Annotated in this window: 17 protein-coding genes; all 17 read right to left on the bottom strand. The window is 36.8% G+C overall.

Features of this window, described 5'->3' with window-relative positions; genetic code table 11:
* Positions 1-7 precede the first annotated feature (7 nt).
* A complete protein-coding gene (locus tag LHV68_02185; GenBank protein ID MCB4790674.1) occupies positions 8-697 on the bottom strand; it encodes a metallophosphatase family protein in 690 nt (229 codons plus the stop codon).
* Positions 698-729: 32 nt separating this feature from the next.
* Positions 730-1,869 carry a phosphonopyruvate decarboxylase gene (aepY, locus tag LHV68_02180; protein MCB4790673.1) on the bottom strand — a complete coding sequence of 380 codons (1,140 nt, stop codon included), beginning with the start codon at positions 1,867-1,869 and terminating at the stop codon, positions 730-732.
* An 18-nt stretch (positions 1,870-1,887) separates the two neighbouring features.
* Positions 1,888-3,483, bottom strand: coding sequence for a phosphoenolpyruvate mutase (gene aepX, locus LHV68_02175; protein MCB4790672.1), 1,596 nt, complete (start codon positions 3,481-3,483; stop codon positions 1,888-1,890).
* Positions 3,467-5,419, bottom strand: coding sequence for a CDP-glycerol glycerophosphotransferase family protein (locus LHV68_02170; GenBank protein MCB4790671.1), 1,953 nt, complete (start codon positions 5,417-5,419; stop codon positions 3,467-3,469). The genes aepX and LHV68_02170 overlap by 17 nt, the downstream gene beginning before the upstream one ends.
* A 2-nt stretch (positions 5,420-5,421) precedes the next feature.
* Complete coding sequence (locus LHV68_02165; GenBank protein MCB4790670.1) at positions 5,422-6,801, bottom strand: hypothetical protein; 1,380 nt, start codon at positions 6,799-6,801, stop codon at positions 5,422-5,424.
* Positions 6,802-6,810: 9 nt separating this feature from the next.
* Complete coding sequence (locus LHV68_02160) at positions 6,811-7,854, bottom strand: zinc-binding dehydrogenase (GenBank protein MCB4790669.1); 1,044 nt, start codon at positions 7,852-7,854, stop codon at positions 6,811-6,813.
* Between the two features lie 51 nt (positions 7,855-7,905).
* Entirely contained in the window at positions 7,906-8,862 is a 957-nt protein-coding gene (locus LHV68_02155; protein ID MCB4790668.1) for a class I SAM-dependent methyltransferase, read from the bottom strand.
* Positions 8,863-8,982: 120 nt separating this feature from the next.
* Positions 8,983-10,776: a thiamine pyrophosphate-binding protein gene (locus LHV68_02150; GenBank protein MCB4790667.1), complete on the bottom strand. Its 1,794-nt coding sequence runs from the start codon at positions 10,774-10,776 to the stop codon at positions 8,983-8,985.
* Positions 10,773-11,603 carry an SDR family NAD(P)-dependent oxidoreductase gene (locus tag LHV68_02145; protein MCB4790666.1) on the bottom strand — a complete coding sequence of 277 codons (831 nt, stop codon included), beginning with the start codon at positions 11,601-11,603 and terminating at the stop codon, positions 10,773-10,775. Before LHV68_02145 ends, LHV68_02150 begins: the two co-directional genes overlap by 4 nt.
* Positions 11,604-11,631: 28 nt before the next feature.
* Positions 11,632-12,540 carry a class I SAM-dependent methyltransferase gene (locus tag LHV68_02140; protein MCB4790665.1) on the bottom strand — a complete coding sequence of 303 codons (909 nt, stop codon included), beginning with the start codon at positions 12,538-12,540 and terminating at the stop codon, positions 11,632-11,634.
* Between the two features lie 90 nt (positions 12,541-12,630).
* Positions 12,631-13,689, bottom strand: a complete 1,059-nt coding sequence (locus LHV68_02135) for an alpha-ketoacid dehydrogenase subunit beta (protein MCB4790664.1) — start codon at positions 13,687-13,689, stop codon at positions 12,631-12,633.
* Positions 13,690-13,693: 4 nt separating this feature from the next.
* The gene (locus LHV68_02130; protein MCB4790663.1) at positions 13,694-14,680 is read right to left on the bottom strand and encodes a thiamine pyrophosphate-dependent dehydrogenase E1 component subunit alpha; all 987 of its coding nucleotides are present in this window, start codon (positions 14,678-14,680) and stop codon (positions 13,694-13,696) included.
* A 4-nt stretch (positions 14,681-14,684) separates the two neighbouring features.
* Positions 14,685-15,344 (bottom strand): class I SAM-dependent methyltransferase, encoded by a 660-nt coding sequence (locus tag LHV68_02125; GenBank protein ID MCB4790662.1) that lies wholly within the window; start codon positions 15,342-15,344, stop codon positions 14,685-14,687.
* A 21-nt stretch (positions 15,345-15,365) separates the two neighbouring features.
* The gene (locus LHV68_02120; GenBank protein ID MCB4790661.1) at positions 15,366-16,310 is read right to left on the bottom strand and encodes an SDR family oxidoreductase; all 945 of its coding nucleotides are present in this window, start codon (positions 16,308-16,310) and stop codon (positions 15,366-15,368) included.
* An 8-nt stretch (positions 16,311-16,318) separates the two neighbouring features.
* A complete protein-coding gene (locus tag LHV68_02115; protein MCB4790660.1) occupies positions 16,319-17,311 on the bottom strand; it encodes a GDP-mannose 4,6-dehydratase in 993 nt (330 codons plus the stop codon).
* 2 nt (positions 17,312-17,313) lie between these two features.
* Positions 17,314-17,895: an SIS domain-containing protein gene (locus LHV68_02110; protein ID MCB4790659.1), complete on the bottom strand. Its 582-nt coding sequence runs from the start codon at positions 17,893-17,895 to the stop codon at positions 17,314-17,316.
* On the bottom strand, positions 17,892-19,424 hold the full coding sequence (locus LHV68_02105) for a PfkB family carbohydrate kinase (protein ID MCB4790658.1): 1,533 nt from the start codon (positions 19,422-19,424) through the stop codon (positions 17,892-17,894). Before LHV68_02105 ends, LHV68_02110 begins: the two co-directional genes overlap by 4 nt.
* Between the last annotated feature and the right edge of the window lie 7 nt (positions 19,425-19,431).

The raw sequence follows: 19,431 nt of genomic DNA, 5'->3' as shown, positions 1-19,431 counted from the left end.
TCCGAAATCAAATGCCTAAAAATAACCTTTGCGCAAGAAATAAGTATAACCCGGCATTTTTTATCTTCATTGCTGCATTTTTTACATCATAAGAAATACGCCTAAACTCAGTATCTTTTGTATTCGTGTTGTAAATAACATAACTTGCATCAGGATTGCCATCCCTTGGTTGCCCGATACTTCCGGGATTTACAATCCTAAATTTTTTAAAAGCAAAAGTGAACGCCAAGTGAGAATGGCCTACGAAAACAAGCTTGTTTTTTTCATTCTTAAAATCTTCTTTCAATATTTCCTTGTCAGTGGAAGGAAATACATACTGCCAATAAATGTCGCTTGGGCCACCATGATATATATTAAAACCATATTCAGCATAATTGCACCTCGGAACAATGCTTTTTAAAAATTCTCTAGATCTTTTGTTCAGTTGTTTTCTAGTCCACATCAATGAATGGAGGCCATGTTCCGTTTTAAACCTTGATATATCATTGTCTAGTATTGCTATATCATGGTTACCCAAAACCATTCCCATTATCTTTTGATTCCGCAATACTTTTATTACTTCATTAGGGTTTGCACCGTATCCGACAATATCGCCTAGAATGATGTAACTCCTAACGCCATTTTTACATGCATCGCTCAAAACAGATTCTAAAGCTTCGATATTCGAATGGATATCCGATAAAATGCCGATTTTCATGATGATTTATTAAGCCGCTTTGCATTTTTTCGCTAACATACATCTTTTGCAATGAATTTCATAAAGCGCTCTTTTACTTCTCTCGGTGAAATTTTCGGGCGTGACAGATTTTCCTTTGTCCCTTTAGCAATTTTAATATAAATAAATGTCAAACATTTATTCTTTTTCCAGTTTGCCAGGGTTTCTTCGAGTTCGGACAGCGAATGCGCATATACCGAGTTTGTGTAACCGCAAGCAGCAGCAACAGTAGTAAAATTAACGCTATGGGAAACCGTCTTTTGCCCTCCGGTTGATTCGTGGGCATTATTATCAAGAAGAATATGCATCATATTCGAAGGCGCTATACTGCCGCTTGTCGCAATCGAACCCATACGCATAAGCAGAGACCCGTCGCCGTCAATTGCTATGATATTCTTATCCTTTCTGGCTACTGAAAGCCCGAGAGCCAGCGAGCTTATGCAGCCCATTGAGCCTACCATATAAAAATTGTTTTCAGCATCTTCAATTTCGTATAGTTCTCTTCCGGTAAAACCAGTAGTGGCCAGCAGCACGGTATTACTGTCTTTTACGCTGTCAATTGTTTTTAATACATCAATACGTGCCGGGCAAGTATCAACTTTTGTCTTTTCAATACTTATTTTATTTTGGGAAACAACTGTCTTTTGCTCCAAAAGCTGTTCATTCTCAAAAGTATCTTTTTTAACAACAAAAAAGAACGATTTATTATCAGCAATGCTCTTAGCAGCAATTTCTAATTGCTCTTCAGCTAACTTCATGTCAGCCGACAGATATTCCCATCTGATCTTCATAACATCAAGAAGAGAGGCCGTTATTTGGCCTGTGAGTTCATGTTGAGGCTCATCTTTTAATCCAGGTTCGCCTCTTAAGCTGACAAAACCAAGAACAGGTATTTTAAAAATATAATTAAGCGATGTGAGAGGCGAAACAGCATTTGTAAGCCCTGAATTCTGGCACAAAAATACGGATTTCTTGCCTCCGATAAAAGCACCGGCACAAATAGCAACCGCATCGCCTTCATTTGCCGCCATTATAAAATCGCCTTCATTAATGGCATAATTAATTAAACTTTTTAAATAAGAACACGGCACTCCGCTATAAAAATTGAAACCGTGATTATTTAACTGCTCGCCGAATTGTTTAGTGTTTAGCATAATAACCTTGATTAACTTCTAAAATTCACCGGCTTTTTGCAGGTCTACGATACTGTTAATGTCGAGCCAGGAGCCCTTAATGAATTTTACTGAAACTGGATGTAACTTCGTTATCTCGCTTAAAAGATCCGAGGTTCTCATCTGCTTGAAATTGTCCTTTTTATAAAGTATTTCCAGCGCTTTTTTTAGAACCTGAGCGCCTTCCTTATTAACTTTGAACAGCCCTATGAACTCACCTGCAATATCGTCTTTCTTCATAGACACAGAAATTGCTTCTAATTTTACCGTTTGTGCAAACAATTTTCTTGAATAAGGGACATCCGTCTTAACATATTCACGGTAACTTCCGTCTGTTTGATAATCAGCATCAACTATCACAGTAATGGCATTATCATCATTAAGCAGGTCATTAAGAATATAACTTTTAAAAATAATATCGCCAAAACTTATGACCGCGTTTTCTTTAATATCGTTTCTTACCAGATAAAGAGAATACAATTCTTTTGTAGAAGCATACTCGTCGTTATCTACATATTTTGCATTGTTTGCAATAATTTTCTCTTTTCCAAATCCCCTTACTATAGTTATATCCTTTATCCCTACCTGATTAAATTCATCTATCTGGCTTGAAAGTATGGTCTTTCCGTTTATTTTAAGAAGCGTCTTAGGTATATTTTTCGTTAGTTCGCCAAAACCTTCTCCTTGAGCTGCTGCCAATATAACAGCTTTTACCTGCTTTCCTGCTGTCGGCAGATATCTTTTTTCGGCTTCCTTAAGTTCATCAGCTCCCTGAAGCCTGAATACTTCCACAACAGAAACAATTTTATCTTCTATATTGATAAGGCTTTCTTCATCGTGAATCTGTTTTGTTAATTTCTGCATAGCACTGATAGAAGTTCTCAAGTTATGATTTGCCCAGATAATGAGGCTTATTCCTAAATCCCTGAATTCATCCGTAGGCGTTGAATAGTATTTTGTAGGCACTATAATTACAGGGTGCCTGTTCTTCCATTCTTTCATAAAATCTTCTATATCAGACGCATTTGATTTTTTACTATGAATAAGGACTGCATCCGCACCTGCTTGTCTATACGCCTCTGCCCTGCGTAATGCCTCGCTTAATCCCCACCCGGCAATAAATGCCTCAACCCTTGCTACAACTACAAAGTCACTGTCAATTTGGCTATCTTTTGCCGCTTTTATCTTTCCGCAAAATTCGTCTATATCTGCAAGTGGCTGTGTTTCGCCGCTTATAAAAGAATTTGTTTTTGGGAATAGTTTATCCTCAATACAAACTCCGGCTATCTGCCTTTGTTCTAATTTTCTAATCAGCCGTCTCACGTTGTTAAAATTACCATACCCTGTGTCTCCATCAAGCAAAATAGGTATATTTGTCGCATCGCTCATAAATTCTAATATTTCCAAAACCTGTGTCCATGAAGCTTCATTATTATCACGTACACCAAGCGCTGCGGAAATGGTAAGCCCGCTTCCCCAAATACCTTTAAAACCAGCTTCTTCTACTATCCTTGCAGATAAACCATTATGAGCTTCCATAATAAATTCCAGTTGTGTTGAATTTACTATGTTCTTAAGTTTAGTTGATTTTTTCATAAGATACCTCTGATTTTAATCTTCTTTCTGTAATAAATCTGTCAATAGCTTCTGCTGATAAAGCAGAAGAATTTGTTTGTCTTTTACCCATATATTCTTCACAATACTTATTTCCTTTTATAATCATATTTTTTGTCCATATAAATCTAAAATCTTTTTCATTTTCTAACTTCCTAAGCAAAACATCTAATTCTTCTATGCTTGTTACGTTCTCGGTGGCTTCACCATAAATCCTGAAACGCATCTCTTTATTAAGGATAACTGAAATCACTGGCCTATTAAGTAGCATTGCTTCTAAACCAACAGTTGATATTTTTAAGATTAACAGATCGCAGGCATTTATGGCATGATAAGGACTAATGTTTTTATCAATTAAAAATACGTTAGGCAGCGAGTATCGTTTAATAGCATAGTTCAATGTTACAGTATTACACGTAGGGTGAGGTTTAATAAGCAAAGCTGTATTTTGAAAATTATTCGCAAACTTCAGCAAAAAATCTGTGAGCAGCACCTGTTCGCGAACCGTAGTAAAACCTCTTGTAGAAGTAGCTGGGGTATAAAGAACATACATCCTATATGTTAAGGGCACGTTCATGCGTAAACGCGATGATTGTTGTGTGTTTTCTTTAATAAAATCAGGGAGAAGATCATACCTGCTCGATCCTACTGAAACCATCCGGTTGTTTTCTACACCCAGTTTTTCCAAATGATTTTCCTGGGATTTACCAGAAGTCAGGAATAAATCAACATGCTTGAATTTTGATTCATAAGGATAATCAAAAACTCCATCAAACCAATACATTAAAATTGGTTTTACATTCTTTGAAATATATTTCAAAACTAAATTACCTTCCGTCAAAGTCCCTCCGCCCCACAATTTGATTGCTAAGGGCGAATGGATTGATAAATATTTATTTAATGCAAGATTCAACCTATACTTTTGAGGAAATTCAACAAATATAAAATAGAATATTGACGGCCAAAGCAGCTTACCGAAAGGAACAGATTTATAGTTTAATGAAGGGTGTTCAATAAAAGATATTTTCATACTGGTTGCTTTCTTCCAAATTCTAATCATATGGATTCCACTCTGCCACAAACTTGAATTTGGGACAAATTCTTCCAGTTCTTCAGCGCTTATACCATCTTCTCTTACTTTTTTTGCACCACTCGAAGCCATCCAGCATAACGCAATAGGATTATATCCTTTCTTTTTTACTTCTTTCATTATCGGAATAATATTCTCAATATGCCCGGGTGATGAACTGCAAAGCTGGAATAATATTTCATTATTTCTTACCTTATTTTTCTTTAATATTGTCATCAATTTTACGCGCAAAATATTCGATACATAGTAAGGTTCTCTTAATATTACATTTTTGATAAATAATTTTAGTTTTCTGACTATAACATTTACCCTATGGCTTCCTAAAAGATTAACACTGATCCCTCTGTTTAAAGCAGTTAGAAGTAAAACGTCATCTTCCCACAAAGAGTCAGGATTTCTTATAATTTTAACTTCCGATATATTGTAAACATCAAATAAATGCAGGTAGGACCTTATTAAAAGCAATACATCCTGGATACGCTGTGTTGTCTCACCACCTTCAACATGTTGTATCCAGAAAAGTAATTCGTCAATATTTGCGATTTTACCGTAACTTAGTGCCTTGAACCATTCGTTAATAACCTTAATAATCGCTATGACATCATCAGAAACCGAATACAAGGTTTCCATCTCTTCAATCCAGCAAACTTCATTAACCCATGAAAATCGTTTACATGTTTCTTGAACTGCAATATTGTCAGAAGCAACAATATAATTCATTTCAGGATCTGCTTTTATTCTATTAAGCAAATTCATATCATTGATATCTCTGCAGATAATAAGGATATTTTTATTAATAGCTAAGATAGGTGTTCCTTTCTTTTCCATAATCAATGCCACTTGATTCTAAAACGATATAGGATAATAGCAATAATCGGGACTACTAATAGCATTACCAAGAGGTATCCGACAGCCATTCCCATAACAGAGTAATACCTTCCCAAAGTTAAATTACTGACCACTACTAATATGCCTGAAAGCATTGATACAAATAACAATGGATTTTTTTTATGAGCAAAAAGATAAGACGACATGGGTTGAGAAAAAGATAAAAGGAATTGTGCTATAATAAAAAGGCCCATCGGAAATGGTTTAATAAGCCGCAATGCAAACGGGTGATGGAAAATATTTAAAATACAAACAAGAGACCATCCTCCAATTGCTATTGAACCTGAAACGACCATTGTTATTTTCATAAGCTTCCAAAATAATTTATCTAATTCCACATATCTTTTCTGGGCAATCAGCATTCCAAGCTGTGGAATTTTAGGAGATGTCCAAGCGCCGGGTATAGAAGGTATTAGTGCTACAGCACTCCATGTCATACCCATTTGACCGGCAATTATAGGGCCGTGGTATTTGAAAAGAACTGGTATAAAAAAATAGAAACAAAAATAACCTACCAAAGTGCCTAAACCTATTTTCCACTGCATTGGCCACACATCTTTAAACCAGTGAATCTTCTCCTTTACCTGAAAAGTAAATATTAAGGTTTTAAAAAATGTTTTATACTGCTTGAACACAAAACTACATATAGCGATTATATTCACCAGCGTTGAAATAACAATAGCCCAGAGTTGACAGCTAAATATAATTGCCAGCCACATTGCTGTACGCGTAAACAAAGCTTGATAAAAATTATATAAATAAAGGTTTGATACCTGGTTGCATCCTTCAAGAATAGAAGTTACTGGCATTATCATAACTACTATGCCTGTAAGAAAACATAATAAAAACCACGGCATTTTCCAATTAATAGAAGGATCAGGCGACTTTAAAAAAAATATAAAACCACCCACACTCAAACCAATTATGACTATAACGGCGATGACAGCATACCATTTTAAAACAAATCTGGTCAGGCTTGCTAATCTTGATAGAGATTCCTGTTTGCCGGTTAGCGCTCCATCTTCAGTCAAAGTTAAATTTGACCATTCATGCGCGGCGAACTGTACAATTACAGTACAAAAACCAAGTTCTGCTAACGATTGTAAAGCTATGATACTATAAAATGTATAGTAATATCCCTGTAATTTTGCAGTAAAATGCGTAGCTATTAAAATTGCCGTTATAGGGGCCGCCATAAGATTAAAACCTTTGCTTAAAATTCCATAAAAAACAGGCTTATCAACATGTGCCTTTAGCATAAAAGGCTTAATGATGTTTTTGATTGCCAAATATTGGTTATTGATAGCTAATGCTATTCCCATTTATGTTAATTATTCCTTATTAAAAACAATTACAGCCCGCTGTACTTTCCCTTGCTCCAGATCAGCAAATGCAGTATTAATATTCTGAAGGTCATATGTATTTGTAATAAGTTCATTGAGCTTTAGTTTTTTCGATAAATACAACTCTATGTAAACTGGAATGTCTACATCAGGATATGTTTCACCGCCCCAGGTTCCTATGATTTTTTTTCCTACAATTAGATCAAAGGGATTTATTGAGATTCTCTCACCGTGTTTTAAATTACCTGCAATGACCGTAGTTCCTTTATTGTTTATCGAATTAAAAGCCATTTCCATCACTTCCTTAACGCCAGAACATTCAACTGAATAATCAACACCTTTACCATCACTAAATTTTTTTATTTTTGATATAACATCTTCTTTTTTTGAATTTAATGTATATTTTGCACCTATCCTTTTTGCAAACTCCAATTTTGAATCATTAATGTCAATTGCAATTATTTTTGAACATCCTATACTTGCAGCATAAAGAACTGCGCTAGAGCCGATACCGCCTACTCCGAAAACTGCAAGAGAGTGATTTGGCTGTAATTTAACAGTATTTTTAATAATTCCCGCACCCGTTGGGATAGCACAACCAAGAAGAGATGCATCTTTGAAAGGTACTTCTTCAGGAATTTTAACTAAACGGTTTTCGGAGACAACTGCGTATTCGGTAAATGTTGAAATGGCGCCTGAGTTAACTTTTATGCCATCACTTGTTACATATATTGCGGAAGGAACATCAAAACCTGAGCCCTTTATCCAAGTAAGTACTACATGGTCGCCTTTTTTGACTTTTTTAATATTTCTGCCAATTTCTTCAACTATACCGGCGCCTTCATGCCCCATTGTGTGAGGCAGGAATTTGTCGGGGCCCTTATTGCCTTTTATCTCATTTAATTGGCTATGGCACAAACCAGAAGCTTTTATTTTAACTAAAACCTGGCCTTCCTTGAGTTCAGGTATAATTAGTTCTTCAATAACAAGCGGTTTGTTTAGTTCATTTAATACTGCAGCTTTCGTTTTCATAATAACGAAACTCCTGTATTAGTTAATCAACTACCTTTAAAAAATATCTTTCTAAATGTGCCCGACATACCTATAACCTTTCATTAATTTATCACCTTGTACTTTTGAATTAAACCAGTTTCTTACTCTTCTTCTATTGTCAATAAAACCTTGAACTATTTTTACAATCCGTATAAGAATCATGCTTAAAAATGTAGCACTTTTTCCATTCAAAGGTTTTCTGGAAGATTGTTGTATAAGTTTTTGACTAGACCTGTATTCTTCCCAAAGATTCGCATCTCTATAATGAGTCTGTACCGGAAATCTATTCCAGGTTGAATTTGGGCCTTTTTCGGCTAATACCAATACCATCTGTAGCCTGTTTGATATAAAATGGTCATATACGTCGGTACCTTCAAATTCATAGAAATTCCACAAATCACGTTGAGACATATAACTTACTTCCGCAAGATACACTTTACAATCTTGAAATTTATTTAAAATATAATAGTCATAAAATAAGTTCGGCCCGAATGACATATAAGTCGCAGCTGTAAAATTTGACGCAGCATTCCATTGAAACACCCTCCCACCTACCTTAAGCATTTTTACGACATTCTCGAAAGACGTGCGTATGTCGAAAATGTGGTCGAAAGTTCCGCCGTCTATGATGAAATCATACTGACCGTATAATGACTCGGGTACGGGTTTGTTGAGATCGTGAACTATATCTGCATCTTCATATTTGCTTACGTCTATGGAATATACTTCTTTTAGTCCCAGTAAGCCAAAAAAAGTATGGTCTGAAATCGAATCGCTACCTTTTCCTACTCTGGTATTCTTATCCAAACTTATTTTATTCTCTTTCAATATTTCAGGAGAAGGTACATATCCCTCTTCCTTGAATATTCTAAGCACTTCGTCATAACTCATGCTTATAGTCTGTCGTCCCAGGCACAGCAGTTTCCCTGTAATAGGTTTGTACATGTGTTCCCTGACAATCAGTCTTGCAAGTGTTGGTACAATCATAATTCCTCCGTAATATTATTTTGTCAATTACTATGTTTTCATTTTTTACGCGGTTACTAAATACAATGGATTCCTTATTATTTATATCTCCTTTTATGATTACAAAACATCAGCAGCCTATCATTCCAAAGATGCATCTAACGGTTTAATAATCATATTTTTCATAAATTCCTCCCTACATAAAAGCGGGCTTTGATCTTCTATAGGTCGGCCGAATTTAAGCATAGGTATATTCTTTTGGTCTGGTTTAAGCCTTAGGTCGCAAAGTACTGCTGTTTTAAAATTTAGGGCTTCCTTAACTTTTTTTCTCATCTGCATGTGATTATTTATCAAAACTGTCCGTAGCCCGTAAGCTTTGGCTATATCAATAAAGTTAGGGATTGCTACTCCTTTTGTGACACATGATGCTTCGTAACGCGCTTCAAGCCAGTCTTGCTGTGTTTGTTTTATCATTCCGTATCCCTGATTGTTAAATACGAATATTTTTATAGGTATGTTATGTTTTGCTATAGTTGCCAGTTCCTGAATGTTCATTTGTATCCCGCCGTCTCCTGTTATACAAATTATGTTATTTTTCTTCTTGTTAGCGAAATAAGCCCCTATACTTGCCGGTAAAGAATAGCCCATCGGAGTATTATTAAAAGCACTGAATATCATCTGATTGTTTTTTACCTTATACCCTTGAAACACCTGAGCAACGTTATTGCCCGTGTCAGCTATAATTATATCGCCGTTTGAAGATTCCTTTGAAAGAATATCCAGAAATACATATGGATTTACCATTTCTTTTTGTTTGTAATAATCAGGTGGACAAGCCTTATATGCATGCCTCCATTCTTTTATCTTCTTCAGCCACTCGGATAAATCTTTGGTTTTAATGCTTTTTTGTTTTCTTAGCATAGCCGCCAGAAAGTCTTTAGCATCAGCGTTAATTTCAATATCAACTTTCATTCCATGTTTTGAAAATTTTATGAGTTCAGCGGGGTCTATATCTACAATAATTTTTTTAGCTTTTCTTGCGAAGGTTGAAATAGGGCTTCCTGTTGCATGAGTGTCCAATCGTGACCCAATAGATAAAATGAGATCAGAATTTTGCACAGTAAAATTGCCATATCTTGGCCCATTGAGCCCAAATCCTCCTACCAGCAACGGCTGATCATACGGAAACATGTCCATAGTTGCCCAGGTTAAGACTATCGGGATTTTTAGTATGCCGGTAAGTTCTTTTGCAAGATTTTGCGCACCTGCAAATTTAATACCTGCCCCGAGCACAACAACAGGGCGCTCTGCTTGGCTGATAAGTTTCATAACCATAGCTACCTGTTTTGTTAATTGAGCATTCTTATCTTTATTTTCTTTTCTATCAGGCCTATATGATTTTAGTTGTGCAGGTTCTATATTTTCCCTTTGGATATTATCGGGTATATCTATCAAAACAGGGCCCGGCCTTCCTGACTTTGCCAAATAAGCCGCTTTTTCCAGTTCATAACGAATTTTTTTAGGGTCATCAACTAAGACAGCATATTTTGTTATAGACTTGCACATAGCAACTACATCTGTTTCCTGAAAACCCAGTTGCCTCACTTTAAGATATTTCTTTAATCTAAATGTCGCTACCTGTCCAGTAATATACATAACAGGTATAGAATCATAATACGCACAGCAAATACCGGTTATAAGGTTAGTGGCTCCGGGTCCTGACGTTGCTATAGCTGCACCGAGATTTCCCGATACCCTTGAATATGCATCAGCCGCCATTGCTGCAGCCTGTTCGTGTTGAGTGCAAATGTAATCGATTTTTCGGTTTTTTGCCGCTGAATCTATCAAGTGAGCTGCGGCGCCGCCGGTTATGACAAAAACATGTTTAATGCCTTGTTTTGTTAAAAACTCAATTACATAATCAGATAGTTTCATAATATTTTGTCCCATCCATTCTTGAATCTTCTTAGTTTATACATATTCTTGTCCCTGCGAAGCTCGCTTGCCAATTTTTTAGAATTTATATCTTTCCAGTGGTCATGGACAACGGAGACATTTCTGCCTCCGGATACATCTTTGCCTTGTTTTATAAGCCATTCTATACAATTAAAAATATCATTCATTTTTGTTCCTGTTTCTTTTTCCATAAATGCTTTTGCCTTTTTATAGTTATCCCCTGCTTTTTTACCCGCCATAATAGTTTGATTGTGGATCTTTGTTTTTACCCATCCTGGCCCGATAATGAAAATATTTATATCTCTATTTTCAGCATCAAGAAGCTCGCACATCTTTGTGAGCATTATTTTTGATGCCGTATATGCCGAATAGAGCGGAACAGCGTTATTCGCTCCTCCCCCGGCAAAAAATATTATATCAGAAATCTTTTTAGAATTTCTGTATTTAAATAAAGAATGCAGAATCCTTAATTGTTCAATTGCATTTACATGGATAGAATTACTCCACTCATCAAAATCACAATCAAAAAACAGCCCTATAGGCTGTTCTGTGCCAGCGCAAGCTATAAAAATATCCCATTTTAAATCGATCCTTTTACATTCTTTTTCAATTTTCAATATGCTTTTTATCTCACTTAAATCACAGTATATCAAATGAATATTCTTTATGCTTACAAGCTCATTTAATTGATTTTTCGACCTATATGTTCCGATAACTGTATAACCATTTTTTACATATTCTTTTGCCAAGGCTGTCCCTATATCGCTTGTAATTGACAATATAAAGATTGTCTTTTTATTAGTCATTTATAATCTTCCTTTCCAGCCTCTTATTCTAATATTTATCGGATAATTTAATTCCTATTCCTCTAGGGGTAAAAATACCTTTTAATAACCTTAAATACATAAATATGGATGCTAATAGCGCGTAAACAATATAATTTTTCTTTAAAATATTCTTGATATTCTTTAAATATACCGGTTGCTCACTTTTTGCTATACCCCTGCTAGTATTCCAACTAGTTAAACACGAACCTTGCTGAGGCACTACGTCTCCCGTAGAGTTTGCGGTTTTGGTAGCGATGCAGATTATTATATATGCTCCATTATCCAACCCGCCTGATGACTTTGTAGCGATGTATTCAGGTTTATAATCATAAATTTTCCACGGCATATAATATTCACAAGGGTTATGCTTGGCTATCTTAATTGAATTTATTTCATATTTATTAGCTGAATAATAATCCAAAAAGAATGTTGGAGAAAACATGTAAAAACCATGATCTATATGATTAGATGACGGAACCGTATGTATTATCCGGCCATTTACTTTTAACATTTTATATAGGTTATTTAGTACATTGGGAAGGTGGAAAACGTGTTCCAAGGTTCCAGAATCTATTATAAGATCAAATTTATTTTTTAGATCTGCGGATATTTCAGGTTTATTTAAGTCAAAGATATAGTCTACTCCTTCATAATTTGAAACATCCAAAGTCACGTATTTTTCGCAGCCAAGATATTTAAAGAAAACTTTGTCTGACAAATTATCAGATTTTAGAAGCGGTTGATCTTTCATATCCGTAATAACGGGCTTAAACCCGGTTTCTTTAGCCATCTTATTAAAATAGCCTAAAGAAAAATGTATACCCTGCCTGCCCAATGCAATGGTATGTAAACCTGTAAAAGGTTTGCGTATCGCTTCTTTTATCAATAACTTAGCCATACCTCTTGCTATTCCCATTTTATTCTCCCATGATAACAATCGAATTTAGATTTATAAATTTACACTGATTTTTTATTATGTTTGTACTCAATCCTATAAATAGCTGATCTAAAACGGACCTTTAAACCAGTCACCTGGGACATCATGAGGATAGGTTTTATGTTTGGATATTTCGCCAGTATCTATATTTTTTCCTGTCATTTTTCCTGCCATATTTACTATATCTACGGCACCCTTATCAAAAACCTTTGTCAAAGCAGGGCTTGTGGGAGTCGGGCAATCAGGCAGAGCTATGCGTTTAGGAGCACATTTAAGATCATTAAAACACTCCATACTCACTCTTGCAACAACCTCGCTTGCTACTGAGAATGACTCTGCAGCCGTGTCAAGAGCCAGAAGCTTTTTTGTTTTCCTTACGGAACCGTATATCATTTCCCAATCGATTGGATTTACAGAACGAAGGTCTATTAAATCGCATGAAATCCCATTTCTACCAAGTATTTCTATGGCATGCAGGGCCTCTATGGTCATATAGGAAAGAGATACAATTGTAATATCATCGCCTGTCCGAAGTTTTTGAGCTTTGCCTATAGGTACTCTATAATCACCCTCAGGCACTTCGCCCTCAAGATTATGAAGCCATCTATGTTCAATGAATATAACCGGATTATTGTCAAATATGCTTGATAATAGAAGCCCTTTTGCATCGGCTGCAGTTGTAGGCATGACAACTTTAAGCCCTGGGATATGAGCGAACCATGCCTGAAGGTTCTGGGAATGTGTCGGACCTTGCCCCCATCCTCTGCCAAGCAAAAGCCTGATAGTAATAGGCACTGAAGTTTGTCCTCCGAACATATAATGCCACTTGGCAGCATTATTAACCAGTTGGTCCATGGCTAAGAGAAAAAAATCAAGGCGCTGATGTGTCATAACAGGCCTTATGCCGTTCATGGAAGCGCCTATGGCAACTCCGGTCATGGCATTTTCAGAAGTCGGCATGTCAAAAACCCGTTCGCTTCCGAATTTCTCTTTTAAACCCAATGTTGTACCGAATACGCCTTTAGGGTCATCAACTCCCAGACCGTAACAGATGACTGATTTATCCATCTCCATAGCCTGAACCATTGCTTCATTTATAGCTTGTGCGTATGTTATTTTTCTTGTCATTTCATTATTCCGAGTAGATTTCCGTGCAGACTTCCTTTGTATCCGGAAAAGGCGATTTTTCAGCAAAATCAAATGCATTTGCTATTTCTTTATTTATTTTATTTTCCATTTCTTCTATGTCTTTAGTAGAAATAACACCTGCTTCCAGCAAAATAGTCTCCCAAGCGCATACAGGGTCTTTTTCTTTCCACGATAGATATTCTTCCTGAGTACGGTAACCAAGGTCATTGTCAAAATTATGTCCGCAATGTTCTCTCCACCTGTAAGTATCAAACTCAAAGAAAAAGGGCCCATTTCCTTGCCTTATACCTTCAAGAACCGAATTTACTTTTTGATAGACTTCAAGCACATCATTGCCGTTACCGCACTGGCTGGGGCATCCCATGGCTGCTACCATCTCATATATCTTCCTGCCTTCCGGCTGTCGTACTTTAAGAGGTGAGTAAACAGAGTAAAAATTATTTTCGCAAATGAATAGAACCGGCAGTTTTTTAAGAACTGCAAAGTTGACCGATTCATAGAATACACCTTCTTCGATCGAACCATCACCGAAGAATACACAGCTTATTTGGTCTGTTTTCTTTAGAGTTATTGAAAGGCCGAGCCCGACACCGACAGGGATAGTGCCTCCAACGATAGCGGTGCTGCCCATAAAGTTCACACTTTTATCGATCAGATGCATTGATCCGCCCTTGCCTTTCGAACATCCGGTAGATTTTCCATATATCTCAGCTATCATCCTCTTCAAACTCCCGCCTTTTCCAAGGTAATGCCCGTGAGCCCTGTGTGTACTGATTACAAAGTCATCTTTTCTCAATGCCGTTCCCACAGCAACAGCCACTGATTCCTGTCCGGTACACAAATGTGTAGGGCAGCGCATTTTCCATTCAGAATAGCGCCTGGCTATTGTTTCTTCAACAAGGCGAATATTTTTCATTTTGTATAAGAGTTCAATAGCAACTGTTTTGTTTTTTGATATAAATTCTTTCATGTTATTATGGTATGAACCAGAAATAGTCTCCTGTATAGCCCACTTCTTTGAAGAACGCTATCCATTCATCAACGCTCATTATTGTTTTTGCGGTTAAATTCCAATTAAACATCGCTTCTTTCTCATCCTCATTGCGGTAGGCATCTACTGTAATGAAACTTTTGTTTCTTGAAACACGTTCTATTTCTTTAAGTGCCTGGCCGCATTCTTTGCGTTCCAGGTTGTGAATTGTATTAATTGAAATTACTACATCAAACGATTTATCTTTAAAAGGCAGTTTTTTTGCATTAGCTACCTGAACATGAGGTTTCATATCTTCTATAGTATTAGCTACTCCATATGCAGAAATGTCTATTCCTTTTACGGTAATCCCTGGAATAAGAAGTGCCAAATCATGGATCATAAAACCTTTTCCGCTTCCTACGTCAAGCACAGAGCTCTTTGAATTAAGCCCCCAGTAATCTTTGAATGTAGGTATAACCGGCTGCCAGAAACGAGGCATATAATTAAATCCTCCGTAGCCGTGTTTCCTGTCACCGTCAAAAAACTCCTTTTCAAACTTTCTTGCTATAGCGCGGTCTTCTTCTGTTTTTGTTGCGCCTCTTTCTTTTACATTCCTCTTTGTTTTAGGATAATTTACAAGCAGGTCTATTTCTTTTCCCATTAGTTTCTCCGTGTTTTTAGGTTAGTTTAAGTGTGATAGTTTCTTCATGGTTTTTATATTGTAACAATTGTCATCGTTCTTGATTTTTCCTTCCTTGTAAGCCTCTATTACGTCCTTTATGCCGTCTTCAACGCTAAATTTGGGTTTAAATCCTGTCTTAAGAAGTTTATCCGAATTCAGCCTGTAGGACCTGGGGTCGTTCGATTCGCTTACGATTATTTCCGCAGGGACATGTTTCGTAACGAGCTTAGCGATATCCAGGATAGTTATATTCTCAAAACCTGCGTTAAATATGCCCGTTCCCTTTTTACCAAGTTTAATAAAGTGCAGATACACAGCTATCATATCTTTTATATGCATGTTTGGCCGAGTCTGATTGCCGCCAAAAACCGTTATTTTCTTATTGGCAAGAGCCTGTACCGTAAGCATGTTTACCGATAAATCCAGCCTCATTCTTGGCGAGTAACCGCAGATAGTTGCAGGCCGGATAATGCTTATCGGTATCTTATCCATATAGCTTATCAGGACTCTTTCACTTATCATCTTTGTTTTGTTGTAATCAGAAATAGGCACGAGCGAAAGCTCTTCCGTAACCTGCGGTTCGTCTTTGACCCCGTAAACGCTGCCAGAGCTGGCTTGTATAAAATGTTTTACTCCGATTTTTATCGCTTTTTCCGCCAGAGTCATAGTTGCCAGGGCGTTTACTTCCCATGCAAGCTTTGAATTAAGTTCACCGCACGGGTCATTGGCTATATTGGCAAGATGCAGTATCACTTCCATGCCGTCCATAGGTATTTTATCCGTATTGCGAATATCTTCCTTGATAACAGTAAGATTTTTGTGTTCAGCAAGATAATTACCAAACCACATAATGTCAACTACAGTTACTTTATGGCTTTCGTCTAAAAGTGCTTTTGTAAGCAAAGTTCCAACATACCCGCATCCGCCGGTTAGCAAAATATTCATTTCAGCTCCTATTGTTTATGTATATAATTCAGATTTTGTTTTTTTAGTGTTTCCAGGTTATCTTTCACCCATTTAATCGTTTCTTCTATTCCCTGCTCAAGGGTAATCCTGTCCTTCCATCCAAGAATATCTTTCGCTTTGGAACTATCAAGTAGATATGCTGCATCTTTTCCGGGCCTGTCCGCCACTATTTCAACATTTTTTTCAAAAGAAACTCCAGTCATTTTTGCGATTAACTCAACGGCGGACCTTATGCTTATGTTTCTTGTTGTAGAAAAATGGAATATCTCTGGAGGAGTTGCCTTTCTTGCAACGCGCAGCGTCCCGTCGGCAACATCGCGAATATGTATAAAAGAACGTACAGAATGCCCGCCGCCGTGCAGCTGTAATTTTTTTCCTATTAAGAAAAAAAGTATAGTTCTTGGTATAATCCTAAACAACTGCTGGCCTGAACCGAAAACATTTGCAGACCTTGTAAAACAAACAGGAAAATTATAGCTTTTAAAGAAAGTCATAAGGCTAAGGTCACAAGCAGCCTTAGAAACCGCGTATGGAGTGCTTGGATTATAACATGTGTGTTCTTTGATTAAACCTTCGCAAGTTCCGTAAACTTCTGGCGTAGACACATGAACATATTTTTTAATAAAAGCCGAAGTTCTTAACCTGTCATGGAGCCTTATGTGAGAAACTGTATTTGTCTGGAACCAGTGTTCTGGCTTCTGCCAGCTTTCCGCCACCATTCCTTGAGCTGCAAAATTTACTATATAGTCAGGCTTGAAATCATTTATTACTTTTACTATTTCATCAAACTGGGTATTTTGATCAAGTTTATAAAATTTGTAACTATTAAGCTTCTTATTGCTTTTATATGGCAAGAAAACATCACTTATCTCGGCTGAACGGCTTATTCCTATAACTTCAATATCATGTTCAAGCAGATAATCAATGAAATTTGCTCCGGAAAACGAATTGCTTCCGATAATAACTATTTTTTCAGCCATGCTTATTTCCCTTCCTTAATCTTGATTATAAGGTCAACTATAGAATGGCATATCGCATGGTGTATAACCTCAACAGGCCCATATTCTACGGCAGGTATATAGAAATTAATTTCCCCAAGGCTGCGAAGCGGATTGTCTGCATTAAAACCCGAAAAAGTCACTATATGGCAGTTTTTGGATTTTGCCATATTAACCCCTCTTAGAATATTCTCGGATTTACCGGAACTGCTTATTGCAAACAGAACATCTCCGTGCCTTGCCGACATTTCTATAGGTTTTTCAAATACATATTTATACCCGTAGTCATTGCTTATGCAGGTTAAAAGAGAGGCATCGTTAAAAGCAGTGGCTTTTACTCCTGCGTTTTTCCATAAGTCAGTTGATATATGGCTTGAAATTGAAGCGCTCGCACCATTTCCGATTATCATCACAGTATTGCCCGAAGATGCTTGTTTAATAAGCAATTCTGAAGCCATACTGACTGCTTCATGAAATCCGATATCTTTTCCATTTACATCTGTTGCAATCACCTTGTCAATCAATAACTTCAAATTTTTGTAATACTCTTTGATTTTTTCAATCATTTTAGTAACCTTGTAATGAATTTTAACAGGTCAACTTTATTTACCGGTTCCCTGTTGCAAACTATTTGGGTAGCGATCGAACCAACAGCATTACCAATAAACGACACCATATCTTGAGGAAATCCTGAAGCAAAGCATGGGGCAACATATGCAAAAAAAGCATCTCCGGCTCCAATCGGGTCTACAACTTTGTACGCAAATGCCGGAGTCTCATGAAATCCTTCCTTATCCGAATAACTCATCGATCCGGAAGATCCCCGTGTAGTTATAATATGACTGCATTTAAGCCGGTTATAGATGGTTTTCATATGGCCTTTCAGGTCGTTAAACCTGTCATGTGTTGCATAACGCATTTCCATCTCATCAATACATACGCAGTCTGCGCTTGGATATTTTGTCACAAGGTTAAACCCGATATTAGCGCTATTTGTTTGCACATTTATAGCTAAATACCTGGATTTGGCACAAAGATAATTTATTATCCTCTTTGTCAACAACCCATGCCCAAAATCTGCAACTATTACAAGATCATACTTTTTTATGGTCTTGGCCAAATGGTTGATAACCTTGTTTTCCATATCATCAGGAATACTTGTATCATCCATGTAGCATATTTCAAATAGCTTTCTGCCGACATCATTGCTTACGAACCTTCTTTTTATTATAGTTTGAGTTTCTTTGCGCGTAAAAAACATAGGGTTGATATTACTGTTCAATTTACTTCTTATAAACCCTTCAAAAGAATCTCTTTCTCCAAGAACTGTCAGAAGGTCAACACTACCGCAGATATTAGCGGCATTGTTCGCAGTTGCAAGTGCTCCCCCCGCAAATGACTCATCGGAATGGTATTTGTTAACTACAAGGTGTTCCTTTGAAGATTTTCCTAGCGCACTGCAATAATGGTATTGGTCTATTATTGCATCTCCTAGAACAAGTATATCCAGTTTTTTAAGAGATTCTATTTTCTCAGCAACAATCTCGGCAGAATACCTCTTACTAAGCGCGTTTAAATATTTAACTGTCCTTGGCGGGTATACATCTATAAAGCTGTTTAGTAATTTCGTTGAGCTGAAAGTTATATCTTCGGTAATATAAAGCTTGCCGCCTACTGACTTTACAGCTTCTTCTTCTTCGTAGATTTTCCCGGTAACATCTTTGTCTTTTTCTTTATAATCAGGACCTTTTACATACACGTCGGGTTTTATAGTTTTAATGGCTTCAATCGCAGTCGGAGAATTTAATATAGCAACATAGTCCGTTACTGCAAGAGAAGCAAGAGTTTCCGCTCTTAAATGTTCATTAAAATACGGCCTTCCCGGCCCCCTTTTTACATATTTATCTTTTGTAAGGGTAACCACCAGAATATCGCCCTGCTTTTTTGCTTCATTAAAATGCCTCATGTGCCCCAGATGCACCAAATCAAACACGCCATGGCATTGAACTATTTTCTTGCCTTTCTTCTTAAGGCCTTCTATTATCTTAGCCAATTGATGAATGTTTTTTATTTTGCTGATTATTTTTGTTTCCATTTTAACC

Source organism: Candidatus Liberimonas magnetica (genome assembly GCA_020523885.1).
Taxonomy (GTDB): domain Bacteria; phylum Elusimicrobiota; class Endomicrobiia; order Endomicrobiales; family JAFGIL01; genus Liberimonas; species Liberimonas magnetica.
The sequence above is the reverse complement of the archived record's forward strand: the minus strand, read 5'-3'. Positions and strand labels throughout refer to the sequence as shown.